This window comes from Psychrobacter sp. 1Y4 (assembly GCF_051847555.1).
In genome coordinates this window covers 1-13,166 of sequence record NZ_JBPYDE010000009.1, presented here as the reverse complement: position 1 = coordinate 13,166, position 13,166 = coordinate 1, and the positions used below count along the sequence as shown (strand labels likewise).

Here is a 13,166-nt window from a genome sequence, read left to right as displayed (position 1 = left end):
GTAAGCGTTGACCAAAATTTTCGCTCTATGCATCTCATCATGCAAATAATCTGTGTATAGGTCAGTAATATATTTAGAGTAAGGAGACGGTATGAAAATCGGTGTCATCAGTGCAGATATCACACACGAAAACCGCGTAGCGCTCACCCCAGATGCGGTCAAAAAGCTAATTAAACTTGGGTTTGAAGTCGTCATCCAGTCAGGTGCAGGTCAAGCAGCGTATTATGCTGATAATTTGTACCAAGCGGCTGGTGCCGATATTGCAAATAGTAGTGCTGAGGTAGTTAACCAGTCTCAAATTATTACCACAGTTAATGACTTACCTTCTATAACTACTGACAGCTTAAAATCTGGTCAGATTGTCATTGGTATGCTCGATCCTTACCGTAATACTCAGCTGGATGCTTATGCTGCTAAAGGAGCAACGGCATTTGCGATGGAACTATTACCACGTACCTTATCACGCGCACAGAATATGGATGTCTTGTCGTCGCAAGCCAACCTTGCAGGCTATAAAGCGGTATTGCTAGCCGCCAATGAGTATTCACGTCCTTTTCCGATGTTTATGACCTCAGCGGGGACAGTCAAGCCCGCTAAAGTTGTCATCTTAGGTGTAGGGGTTGCAGGTTTGCAAGCGATTGCGACGGCCAAGCGCTTAGGTGCCGTCGTTGAAGCCAGTGATCTGCGTCCTGCAGCTAAAGAGCAGGTTGAATCACTCGGCGGTAAGTGGCTTGAGGTACCGATGAGTGAGGACGAAGCGCAAAAAGCTAAAGCAACTGGTGGCTATGCATGGACACCTTCAGAGCAGTATATCAAAGATCAAGCAGCTGTCGTGGATAAAGCATTAAGCAACGCTGATATCGTGATTACTACAGCGCAGATTCCTGGTCGTCAGGCACCGCGCTTAGTACACGGAGCCACACTTGCCAAAATGAAGGCGGGCTCAGTGCTGATTGATATGGCTGCTGGAACAGGCGGTAACGTAGAAGGCAGTGTGCCAGATGAAACCATTACTACGGACAATGGGGTGCGTATCGTCGGTGCGGCCAACATTCCATCGATGCTGGCCGCTCAATCTTCAGATTTGTATGCTAATAACTTGATTAACTTTATCACAACCTTGATAGCTCCAGCTGCTACAGATGACGATGCAACAAACAAACTGGCACTGAACTTAGATATGGAAGATGAGATTCAAGGTGCGCTAGCAGTGACTCACGCGGGTCAGGTACGCCTCGCTAAGCGCTAAGTCTTGATGGTTTGTCGCCATCCACTTGTCAGTAATGAATAAATTTTAGGAGGATAAGATGATTGCCACTGTTTTAGCCGCAGCGCCTGCCGGTGCAGCCATGAGTAGCACACCGTTTGTCGCCATTTTTACCGTATTTGTACTCGCTATTTTTGTGGGATATTACGTCGTTTGGGGTGTTACCCCAGCGCTACATACACCGTTGATGGCGGTGACGAATGCTTTATCAAGTATTGTCATTGTCGGCGCGATGCTACAGACGGTCACAATTGATGGCTCGGTATTTACGCCAACCAGCTTGCTTGGTGCCTTTGCAGTATTTCTAGCCAGTATCAATATCTTTGGTGGCTTTGCCGTGACTGAACGTATGCTGGCAATGTTTAAACCGAAAGTAAAAAAAGCACCTGCTGTTGACGTCAATGCAACTGAAAATGGAGGCGACGCATGAATGATTTTTCAGCAATGATTGCGGCAAATGCAGATTGGTTCTACCTGGTCGGCGCTATCCTCTTTGTATTAACCCTGCGTGGTTTATCTAGCCCAAAAACGGCCATTCGCGGTAACCGCTTTGGTATGGTAGCAATGGCAATTGCGGTCGCAACGACCTTCTTTTTGGCAGAAGGCCCTGTGCTTTGGCTAATTATCGGCGCCATGGTTTTAGGTGCCCTTGTCGGAATGTGGAAAGCGAAAACAGTTGCCATGACCCAAATGCCAGAAACGGTCGCTTTGATGCATTCGTTCGTTGGCTTAGCAGCAGTCGCGATTGCTTTGGCAACGGTATTGCATACTGAACAGCAGCATGGTGCAGTTGCTCGTGTAGAGCTGTTTATCGGTTGTTTTATCGGTGCGATTACCTTTTCAGCGTCGGTCTTTGCTTTCGGTAAATTGGCGGCAAAGAGTTGGGCAAAGACACTGGCTGGCGGCTGGGTAAAACCTGTACAAGCGCTATTATTCATTGCTATGATTGGCTTTGGCGGCGTGTACTTCGTCACGGACTCTTTGCCTGCGTTTTATGCCATGGCAGTGATTGCGGTTATCTTTGGCTGGATGTGGATTGCACCAATCGGTGGCGGTGATATGCCAGTCGTTGTGTCACTATTAAACTCATTCTCAGGTTGGGCGGCAGCAGGTATTGGTTTCACCCTTGGCAACTCAATGCTGATTATCGCAGGCTCGCTCGTTGGTTCATCAGGCGCGATTTTATCTTATATTATGTGTAAGGCCATGAACCGCTCATTACTGAACGTCTTATTTGGTGGTATAGCTAGTGCAGCGGTCGCTGGCGGCGCTGATGATAGCGCGCCAAAGAACTACAAAGCAGGTTCGGCAGAAGATGCAGGGTTTCTCATGGCCAATGCCAGCAACGTGGTGATTGTACCGGGTTATGGTATGGCGCAGGGCCGCGCACAGAACGCTGTTAAAGAGATGTATGAATTGCTTAAAGAAGAAGGCGTTAACGTACGCTTTGCCATTCACCCAGTCGCGGGTCGTATGCCAGGTCATATGAACGTATTATTGGCAGAAGCGGACGTCCCTTATGATGATATTTTAGAGATGGACGAGATTAATTCCGACTTTGCCAGTACCGATGTGGTCTTGGTCATCGGGGCTAACGACGTGGTCAATCCGTCTGCAAAAGACGATCCATCTTCACCCATCTTTGGTATGCCAATTTTAGAAGTTACCAAAGCTCAAACGATTATGGTTATCAAGCGTTCGATGAGTACTGGTTACGCTGGCCTTGATAATAGCTTGTTCTATATGGACAAAACCATGATGATCTTTGGTGATGCGAAGAAGATGGTAGAGGAGATGGTACGTAGTATCAATGGCGGTGGTCATTAACCTTTAACAATATATGTCTATCGAAGAAGTCACTGAGGTGGCTTTTTTGCGTTATGGTATGACGCCTTTATCTCAGATATAAAAGATAACCAATTATAAAACACAGTATAGTAGTTTCAATTTGAAAGTGTTATAGCGCTACTGGGATGCTTGCTTTTAGATATTAGTCGCGCAGCATCGAGCGATAGCAGCACGCAAGGAAAATTTATACCAGTAGTGCATTTAAATTGATGACAGTTTTATTTTCAACTGACTATATAAACATCAAGAGAGTTTTTTATGAATATGTTGATTCGCTTCTTTATTATGACAAGCTTACTCAAAAAACAACTTAAGCTGCAAAATGCTAGTGAAAAATTAACCACTGAAATGTTGAGCGCGCCAATTGCTCGTCAGTATCGAGTATTGCCACATGACATGGGCTTTCGCGATCATCTGCCAAATTACCGTTACCTGTCTTTTATTGAGCTCAATATCACCCGTTGGCTAATGACCTGTGTTCATCAAAAAGGTATCAAACCCTTAAATTGGGTTATCGCTATGCAAGAGATGGTTTATCTCAAAGAGATTAAATTCTTAGATAAGATGACAGTGAGTAGTGAGCTTGTTGGCTGGGATAAGAAATATATTTACTTTGAAACTCGCTTCTTTGTCAAAAGTCAGCTAATGGGCGTTGGTATGACTAAATTTTTACTAAAAGATAAATACGGTAATAAGTGTACGCCTGATATGTTAGATATGGCGGATGAGCAATTGAGCGACGTGATTACCAGTTGGAATAAGCATCAAGTGGCTGTTAAATCTGAGAGTCGTTAAAACCAAGCCTATCTATACAGTAGAGGCTGAAGTTTGTTAGGATAGTTCATAATACTGGTATAGTCTAATTACTTTAAAAGTGTCGTAGCGCTGCTGGGATGAATTTTACGCAGCATCGAAAGATAACAGCACGCAAGTAAAATTTATACCAGTGGCGCGTTCAAATTTATAATCATTTTATTTTGAACCTACTATACAAGGCTTAATTAACAATAAAGAGGCACCATTATGACCCCACAAAAACTAAAATGGACAGACAGTTTAGACATTGCTATTGAGCTTTATGAAAAATTCCCAGAGACTGACCCGCAGTACATACGATTTACTGATTTGCATCGCTGGGTGACTGAGCTTGAAGGCTTTGATGATGATCCACAAAAGTCAAACGAAGGTATCCTGGAAGCGATTCAAATGAATTGGATAGATGAAGCAGATTAGACCTTTCTTTATGTGACAAGCTTTCATGATCTTTTTCATTCATTAGGAAACAATATGACTTCTCAAGTAACAGAGTTAGCTGATGCAATCGTTTGCAAAGGTATTAGCACTCGCACCACGAATAACGCAGAAATCAGCCATGATACGGCTAAATTAGGACGTTTATGGCAAAAGTTCTACCAAAACCATGTCAGCCATTTGGCTGAAGGTGAAGATATTTACGGGGTGTATCAGAACTACGAGAGCGAAGATTTGGTCGGCGCTTTTGATGTAGTCGCTAGTTGGAAGGTAGAGAGTGCACAAGCAGCAGGCGAAGGCAGTGACGAAGAACATAATGTTTTAAGTGCTGAAAATATTCTTAGTGCCGCTCATGCTAGCGATGTGGTGACAGTTACTATTCCTGCCGGTAAATATTTAGTATTTTCTGAAGAAGGTAGAATGCCGAATACCGTGATGAACGCTTGGGAGAAAGCTTGGGAGTACTTCCATAATCCAGATTGCGCGCATACTCGCACTTATAAGGTCGATTTTGAGCATTATATTGGTGGTAATTTAGAGTATGGGCAGGTGGACTTATATATTGGGATTGAGTAAAGCCAGTAAATGACCTTGTCTGTCAGTAAAAATTAGATAATTTAAAAGGTTTAATTTATAGTTGATAAAGAACAATGATAAAAAAAGCGCTATTTTAAATCAGATAGCGCTTTTTTACGTTAGAGGGGTAAAATCAATCTAACAACAAATTCTCTAGAATGCCTTCATATATCTGCGCCAATCTGCCCAAGTCATCCACCTCAACCTTTTCATCAACTTGATGAATCGTAGCATTGCGCACGCCAAGCTCAACGACTTGTGCACCCGTTGGCGCAATAAAGCGTCCGTCAGAAGTACCGCCTGAAGTCGATAAAGTTGCCTGTGTGCCCGTCACCGACTTAATGGCTTGCTGGCAGGCAGAGACGAGTTTACCTTCAGGTGTCAAAAACGGCTGACCAGATAATTTCCAATGAATATCATAACTGGCCTTGCTATCAGCAAAATGCTTATCAAAGATAGCATGGGTTTTTGCTTTTAGTTCATTTTCAGTTGTTTCCGTTGAAAAGCGGAAGTTAAAAACGACTTCAAGCGTCTCAGGGATGACATTGGTTGCGCCAGTGCCACTATTGATATTAGAGATTTGTAGAGAGGTGGCGGGGAAGTAGTCATTGCCACTGTCCCAAGTTGCCGTCGTGAGTTCTGCTAACGCGGAGGTAGCCGCATGAATAGGGTTACAAGCCAAATGCGGATAGGCCACGTGACCTTGCTTACCGGTGACCGTCAGCACGGCACCCAACGAGCCGCGGCGACCGTTTTTGATAATATCGCCTAGGGTATCAGTACTCGAGGGCTCACCAACAAGACAATAGGTAATTTTTTCATTACGTGCTTCTAGAGTTTCTATGACTTTAACGGTGCCATTGATAGAGGGGCCTTCTTCATCTGAGGTAATTAAAAAGGCGATAGAGCCATTATGCTCAGGATGGTTGGCAACGAAACGCTCAGCTGCGATGGTAAAAGCAGCAATGCCGGTTTTCATATCAGCGGCACCGCGCGCCCAGAGATAGCCATTTTCGATGGTTGGGGTAAAGGGCGGGTAGGTCCAATTATTGACATCGCCTGTTGGCACCACATCGGTATGACCGGCAAAGCAAATCACTGGTTCAGTCGTGCCACGGCGTGCCCAAAGGTTTTTGACTTCCGCGTGCTCGCCAGTCTTATCTCTATCGCCAAAATACGTAAACTCACAATCAAAGCCTGCCTGTCTTAAGCGTTCCGATAAAATATCTTGGCAACCGTCGTCGTCTGGCGTCACTGAAGGACGTTCTAATAGTTCAATGCTTAGATCAAGAGTGGCTTGCTGATGAGTTTGCGTTAAAGTATTTTTATTATTAGACATGATAGACCTTTCAGAATTGAGCGTAGGCTGGGTTTTTAACCCAGCATTCTGCATTTGCGAAGTTTAAAAGCTGGGTTAAAAACCCAGCCTACAATAAATAGCTTATTTAACCCTCTTCAACAAAAGGCACTAAACCATCTCGGCGCATCCACGTCGCGATAGAATAGCGCTGCCGATGAGCGATTTGTACTTGATGTTGCAGGTCGCTGTCAAATATGACCAGACGATTGGCAACAGGCATGACATTATGATGTATACCATGTTTGTCAACAATTTCTAACGCGCCGCCATCATTGGCTGCCCATTCGTCGTTTAAATAAAACACGGCTGAGATAACGCGCTCATTGCGGCCGGCAGGGTTGTCACTATGCCATTTATAACCGAAACCTACCGGATAGCAGGCATAATGTGCTTCACTGTGGCGAATACCTGCAAACAAGCTTTGATTGAATAAAGTGGCAAGCGCATTGATACTTTGTAGATAAAAGTAGCCAGCAAAGAAATTTTTAGTGATCCAGCGAATACGGTCACCGCGAATATCACTAATCCGAACACCAGCGGTCAGCTCAGCATCACGATAGTCAACAAAACCACTCTCTGCTTGCAAAGCCTGTAGTGCCAAATGATCAAACACGCCATCTACCACTATCCAGCCATCAGTTACAAACTTATCTAACTGTCTATCGGTCAGCTTATCCGCCCAATTGACAGCAAAGTTTGTCATCTGCAAAACATCTTGGGTAAGCAGTTTATCGCTGGTTTTATCAGTACACGGTGCAAGCTGCGGCGGATTATCAGGACCTATCGGATGATTGACCACAAGCTTTGTCACATTTAGGTTGCTAATAATCTTAGTCATCTCACCTCGTTATTGTCAATTAGCTGGCATTCAAAGCCCTTTTATTAAAAGTGCTTACCAAAACCACATTATCTTTTATGCTTCCTATGCTACCATAGATGCAATTTTTCTTATTTAAACTTTTGAGATTATGAACTATAAACATGCCTACCACGCTGGTAACTTTGCTGATGTGGTCAAACACATTTTATTGGTACAACTGCTTAATCAACTGGGCCAAAAAAACAAACCTTTTTATGTGCTTGACGCTTATGGCGGTCGCGGACTGTATTCACTTAGTAGTGAAGAAGCGCGTAAGACAGGAGAAGCCAAGGGCGGTATCCAAGCTCTACTAAAAACGGACATTGAAAAGGCCCCAACTGCTGTTAAAGAATATGTGGAAGGTATCAAGCAAGCCAAATTCACTTATGATAGTAAAGTCTATCCAGGGTCGCCATGGTGGGTTGCTCACCATGTTGAAAAAAACCCAGACGCAGGCGTGCGCGGTGAAGCTTTTGAAGCTAAAGCTTCTGAATATGATGCGTTGAACTATCAATTACATAAGTTACCAATTGGTATCCATCATCGTGATGCGTTTGAAGGTATTACAGCGGTTATCCCACCAGCCGAGCGCCGCGGACTTATTTTCCTTGATCCTCCCTATGAGCAAGAACACAAAGACTTTACACGCCTTATCAACTTGCTTGTTACTGCTTATAACAAATGGCCACAAGGTACTTATGCGTTGTGGTTCCCCATTAAAAACATTGAAGCGGTAGAGCTGTTCTACAAAAAGCTAAAACGTACTGAAATGCGTCGTCAGCTAGTTTGTGAGCTAAATATTTATCCAAATGATGTCGCCGTTGGTCTCAATGGTACGGGGCTGCTCGTTATCAATCCGCCATGGCAGTTTGATAATCATGCACGTGAAATATTACGATTTTTACAGCCTGCTTTAAAAGTAGCTGATGCGCCAAATCTGACGCCTGATAGTGCAACCAATGTACGCTGGTTAGTTGGCGAATAAGGATATCAATATGACGACTGAGCAATCGCCTCACAATAGTTTAAATGACAGCGCCGCAACTCAGCCACCCTTTGTTGATGAGCATGAATTCAATATTCGCTTGGCGGATAATGATAATTACGATGGGCTGACTTTCGAGGTGATTGAGACAGAAGTTGCAGAAGGTAAGCCTGTGGTCAGTCGCGGTGTTTATTTAGCGCCCAACTTGATCACCACTTTATCGCTATTATCTGGTTTTTACTCGATTTTAGCCAGTACTCAAGGCGAGTTTTATAAAGCATCTTTAGCCATCTTTTTATCCGCTATTCTTGACGGTGCTGATGGGCGGGTTGCACGTATGCTCAATGCACAAAGCCCCTTTGGCGAGCAGTACGACTCCCTTGCCGATATGTTGGCTTTTGGCATTGCACCGGCTATTTTAATTTATAGCTTTGCCTTAGAGCCTTTGGGTCGCATTGGCCTAGGATGTGCGTTCGTTTTCACGGCTTGTGGTGCATTCCGTTTAGCACGTTTTAACGTGCAGGTTGGTATTGTAGATAAGAAGTACTTTGTTGGTTTAGCAAGTCCGCTTGCCGCTATATTAGTAACGTCTGCTGTTATGGTTGCTGTCGATCATAATGAATGGGTGGGACAACATGATACTGCTGTTATGTTCTTATTTGCCGCTTGGGTAGTTATTTGCGGTTTATTGATGGTCAGTAACGTCAAATACTATAGTTTTAAAGAATTTGATAAAAAGAAAGTACCTTTTGTGGTGCTTATCATTGGTGTATTAGTCATGAGCATTGTGCTCTATGACATACCTGTTGGTATCTTAGCCATCGGTATTATCTATGCGTTATCAGGTATAGTCACTACTGTAAAAACTAATTTTAAACACTAAAGTTTGTGTCAGTCATATCTTAGTTTTGGTAGTTATGATGCATTTTCAGACTTCAAGTAATAAAGACAGTTGATATTAAACCAATTCTAAATATATATTATAAGAGCCGCTTATTAATAAATAAGCGGCTTTTTTTGTCTGCTATCAAATCATTGCTCTCTTCATACAAACCATTGCTCCCTTCATAACTTGAATGTTGGCATATATAGTGCATGTAAACACAATATGTCAATATGTATATTTAATGTTTATTTTTATATTTAGAACGTATAAAAATATTTCTGAAGAAGGTGAGAGGTTTATCTCTTAAAGTTTTAAAAAAATTTCTTAACCTTCTATTAGATATGAGGCTCATACAATGACCCAGCTAACTGCTTCCTTGTTTAACTATTTTTCAACACTAACTTCTATACCTATTAGTGATAGTTCAACTATCAGACTATTTGTATAGCCATCATATTAGTTGCTTCGATAGCGACTTTATATATACAGGATACTCTCATGTTAAACCATGTTTACCGCGTTGTTTTTAATCGTTCTACGGGTTGCTATACAGCCGTTAGTGAAATTAGCAAGTCGGGTGGAAAATCCAGCAAAGGGTCAGGTCATGTTAGTACAGTGGGAGCAATGCCAACTGCATCATTCGGAAAATTGCTACGTCAAAGCGCTATAAGTATTGCTATTGCTAGCGTATTTGGACTGACGGCGATGAGTAGTCAGGCAGAAGTGTGTTTGACAGAAAATTTCATGCCAAGTAATAGTGTTGCATCACCTGAATCTATTGCTTGCGGATTTTCAAACGAAGCATCAGGTATCCGTAGCACTGCAATAGGTTATGACAATACTGCTTCAGGTTTTTCTAGCTCAGCTGTCGGTACTATAAATACCGCTTCAAATACTTATAGCTCAGCTGTCGGTGCTATAAATACCGCTTCTGGTGAAAGTAGTTCAGCGATAGGTGCTTATAATAGCGCGTTAGGTGATTCAAGTTCGGCTATAGGTTCGGAAAATTACGTCGAAGGTTTTAGAAGCTCAGCATTTGGTAACGAAAATAGAATAACAGAAGGTTTTGGATTGGCAGCAGGTCGTCTTAATCAGGTCGAAGGCTATATTGGTACAGCGGTAGGCTATAGCAACAAGGCAATTGGTCAAGCTAGCTCCGCAATAGGTAACGAAAATACAGCATCTGGAGTTCGTAGCTTGGCGATAGGTAGCGACAACTCAACCGTTGAGGAGCGTAGTACCGCAGTAGGGAGCCAAAACGTAGCTTCTAAGTTGCGTAGTTCGGCGCTAGGTTCCAATAATACCGCCTCGGGAGAACGTAGCTCAGCAGTGGGATATGGTAATACTGCATCAAGTAATGATAGTTCAGCAGTAGGGTCGAATAATAGATCAAATGGTATAGAAAGCTCGACGTTTGGACGAAACAATACAATAGCAGAGACTGGGGCATATAGCATTGCTACAGGCTATTCAAATACAACTTCAGGTGTTGCAGGCTCAGCAGTCGGTTATAGAAATACTACCTCAGGTAATAATAGCTCAGCATTGGGTTTTACTAACATCGCATCAGGTATTGCAAGCGCTGCGGTTGGTCATACCAATGAAGCAAGTGGCGAACGTAGTTCAGCACTGGGTTACGATAATACTGTTTCAGGAGATGATAGCTCAGCGATCGGCGCTTATAACGAAGCATCAGCTCAGAATAGTACTGCTATGGGAAGTTATAACGCTGCCCAAGCTGAAGTTAGTTTAGCAATAGGTAGCTATAACACGGCTTCAGGCTTCGCTAGCTCATCAATAGGTGTCGGTAACAATACTTTAGGCATCGCTAGCTCATCAGTAGGTGTCGGTAATGAAGCTTCAGGTAACGTTAGCTCCGCACTAGGTGGTTTTAGTAGAGCTATGGCTAGCGGGTCTACTGCATTAGGTAGCGGTGCTGATTTTGTAGTAGTCGCTGTCGAGGGTGCTATTGAGCAAGCAGAATTTACTGCAGCTACTACTCCTATCCAGACTGATAATGATGGACGACGTTTTAAAGATGACGATAATGGCGGTCAGATCTTTGAGTTTGCACAGAGTGATTATGAAGCTCTAGGCATCGGCGCAAAGGCGAGCGGCATCCGCGCGACAGCTATCGGTAATACATCAGTAGCAAGTGGTCGTGACAGCGTAGCAATGGGTACAGGATCAACGGCTGATATTCGTAACAGCGTTGCTCTAGGCGCACAAAGCAAAACATCAGTTAATGCGGGGATAACAGGTTATTCAGCTAATGGCGATACCAATCCTATTTGGCAATCTACTCTTGGTGCCGTTAGTGTTGGTGATACGAGCAATGCTAACTCTAGCCAATGGCAGACCCGTCAAATTACAGGCGTTGCTGCTGGAACATCTGATACTGATGCCGTCAACATTGCTCAATTAAAAAAGGTAGAAACAACGGGTTTGTCTCATTTCAGCAGCATAGCAACCGCTCTAGGTGGGGATGCGCAGTTCAGTAATACAGGAGTATTCCAAGCGCCTACGTATCGAATAAGCAGTGCAGAATACAGCAATGTAGGCGCCGCGTTCTCTGCAGTTGATGGCAAGCTGACGGATTTGCAAACACAGATAAATACGATTGAGCTAACACCTGGACCTAAAGGTGATCAGGGTGATAAAGGAGAAGTTGGCCCACAAGGTCCAGCAGGTCAAAACGGAACAGACGGTTTAAATGGTGCTGATGGCCAGGATGGCACTAATGGCGTAGATGGTATCAACGGTCAAGATGGCGCCGATGGTGCTCAAGGTCCAGTTGGTTCACAAGGTCCAGTAGGTCAAAACGGTACTGATGGCTTAAATGGTAAAGACGGTATTAACGGTGTTGACGGTTTAAATGGTATGAACGGTGCTAAGGGAGACAAAGGTGATTCAGGTATCAGCGAAGAAGCTAAAGTTGAATTAGAAAGCAGAATCGAAGATAGCCAAGCTCGCTTCTTTAGCGTTAATGGTTCTAGTGACAGCGAAGATACAGGTAATTATAACGGCAATGGCGCTACTGCTGTCGGTGCGATAGCAATCGGAGTCAACGCTCAGTCTAAAGGTAAGGACAGTATCGCTATGGGCACTAATACTACAGTGACTGGCGATCAATCTACCAGCGTGGGTAATGGCAACATCGTTTCAGGTGATCGCTCAGGTGCGTTTGGAGATCCTAATATTATCGGTGGCAACGCCAATTACGCGGTTGGTAACGACAACGTCATTGGTGATACTACCAGTAATTCCGTGGTACTGGGTAGCAATGCTACCGTTGGCGCTACAGCGGTAACAGTTGGTCCCAATAGTACACCAACCTTTACGAACGCGACTAACGCTTCAAACTCTGTCGCTATCGGTGAGTCAGTGAACGTTCAAGCCACAGACGCAGTAACTATCGGTGCTAATAGCAGCGTAACTCATAGCAATGCTGTTGCATTAGGAGCAAACTCACAATCAACAGCGGACAATACGGTATCGGTAGGTAATACAAACACTCAACGCCGAATCACCAATGTCGCCGCTGGTGTCAATCCAAATGATGCAGTGAATGTCTCTCAGCTCAACCAAAATCGTGCTGAAGCAATGGGCTATACAGATAGAAGAATAGATGATCTCGAAGGAGAGACTCATTCAGCAGTTGCAGGTGCACTCGCATTCGGTGCTCTACGTTATCCTAATGTTTCTGGCAAAGTTAGCGTAGGTCTTGGTGGAGGTACGTGGGAAGGTGAAACAGGATATGCTCTAGGCGTAGGCTACACCACATCAAACGGACTTTTCTCTATCAGTAGTGCTTTCGGTGGTAGCGGCAGTCAACAAGGTGGAAACGTCGGAGTAAGCTATACCTTCGATTAAAGCCAGTCTTTAATTAAGCATGCATATATTTGAGCCTATCATCTAAAAGATGGTAGGCTTTATCAGTTGATGTAGTTAATCAATAGTATTGAAAGAATAAAAAATAGCTTTTTAAATCAAGCTGCTGATAAATATAGAATTACTTTTTTATAATTGATTATATGAAAATAAACTTTTAATTCCCCTTGACCCCCTATTAAAAGCGCGTATAATGCCACCCAGTCGAAAGGGAAGGGTGATTGGAGAGTGGTTTACCACTGA

General features: G+C 43.7%; 11 protein-coding genes. 9 read left to right on the top strand and 2 right to left on the bottom strand.

Annotated features, from left to right (window positions below; translation table 11 throughout):
- The first annotated feature begins 91 nt into the window (after window positions 1–91).
- From ACS8FC_RS09100 to ACS8FC_RS09075, 6 genes are all read left to right on the top strand, one after another.
- On the top strand, window positions 92–1,249 hold the full coding sequence (locus tag ACS8FC_RS09100; RefSeq protein ID WP_439296534.1) for a Re/Si-specific NAD(P)(+) transhydrogenase subunit alpha: 1,158 nt from the start codon (window positions 92–94) through the stop codon (window positions 1,247–1,249).
- Window positions 1,250–1,349: 100 nt separating this feature from the next.
- On the top strand, window positions 1,350–1,697 hold the full coding sequence (locus ACS8FC_RS09095; RefSeq protein WP_439296600.1) for a proton-translocating transhydrogenase family protein: 348 nt from the start codon (window positions 1,350–1,352) through the stop codon (window positions 1,695–1,697).
- On the top strand, window positions 1,694–3,094 hold the full coding sequence (locus ACS8FC_RS09090; RefSeq protein ID WP_439296533.1) for an NAD(P)(+) transhydrogenase (Re/Si-specific) subunit beta: 1,401 nt from the start codon (window positions 1,694–1,696) through the stop codon (window positions 3,092–3,094). Before ACS8FC_RS09095 ends, ACS8FC_RS09090 begins: the two co-directional genes overlap by 4 nt.
- Window positions 3,095–3,373: 279 nt before the next feature.
- Complete coding sequence (locus tag ACS8FC_RS09085; RefSeq protein WP_439296532.1) at window positions 3,374–3,910, top strand: acyl-CoA thioesterase; 537 nt, start codon at window positions 3,374–3,376, stop codon at window positions 3,908–3,910.
- A 228-nt stretch (window positions 3,911–4,138) separates the two neighbouring features.
- Window positions 4,139–4,348, top strand: a complete 210-nt coding sequence (gene iscX, locus ACS8FC_RS09080; protein ID WP_021812734.1) for a Fe-S cluster assembly protein IscX — start codon at window positions 4,139–4,141, stop codon at window positions 4,346–4,348.
- A gap of 54 nt (window positions 4,349–4,402) precedes the next feature.
- Complete coding sequence (locus ACS8FC_RS09075) at window positions 4,403–4,942, top strand: GyrI-like domain-containing protein (RefSeq protein ID WP_439263321.1); 540 nt, start codon at window positions 4,403–4,405, stop codon at window positions 4,940–4,942.
- A 133-nt stretch (window positions 4,943–5,075) separates the two neighbouring features.
- On the opposite strand, the gene dapE is transcribed toward ACS8FC_RS09075, so the two are convergent.
- Window positions 5,076–6,281: a succinyl-diaminopimelate desuccinylase gene (dapE, locus tag ACS8FC_RS09070; RefSeq protein ID WP_439296531.1), complete on the bottom strand. Its 1,206-nt coding sequence runs from the start codon at window positions 6,279–6,281 to the stop codon at window positions 5,076–5,078.
- 106 nt (window positions 6,282–6,387) lie between these two features.
- Window positions 6,388–7,140, bottom strand: coding sequence for a 2OG-Fe(II) oxygenase (locus ACS8FC_RS09065; protein ID WP_439296530.1), 753 nt, complete (start codon window positions 7,138–7,140; stop codon window positions 6,388–6,390).
- A 130-nt stretch (window positions 7,141–7,270) separates the two neighbouring features.
- Between ACS8FC_RS09065 and ACS8FC_RS09060 the strand changes: the two genes are divergently transcribed.
- The 3 genes from ACS8FC_RS09060 (at window position 7,271) to ACS8FC_RS09050 (ending at window position 12,905) form a co-directional block, all read left to right on the top strand.
- Window positions 7,271–8,146, top strand: a complete 876-nt coding sequence (locus tag ACS8FC_RS09060) for a 23S rRNA (adenine(2030)-N(6))-methyltransferase RlmJ (protein WP_439263327.1) — start codon at window positions 7,271–7,273, stop codon at window positions 8,144–8,146.
- 10 nt (window positions 8,147–8,156) lie between these two features.
- On the top strand, window positions 8,157–9,029 hold the full coding sequence (pssA, locus tag ACS8FC_RS09055; RefSeq protein ID WP_439296529.1) for a CDP-diacylglycerol--serine O-phosphatidyltransferase: 873 nt from the start codon (window positions 8,157–8,159) through the stop codon (window positions 9,027–9,029).
- Window positions 9,030–9,530: 501 nt separating this feature from the next.
- Window positions 9,531–12,905: an ESPR-type extended signal peptide-containing protein gene (locus tag ACS8FC_RS09050; protein WP_439296528.1), complete on the top strand. Its 3,375-nt coding sequence runs from the start codon at window positions 9,531–9,533 to the stop codon at window positions 12,903–12,905.
- Window positions 12,906–13,166 lie beyond the last annotated feature (261 nt).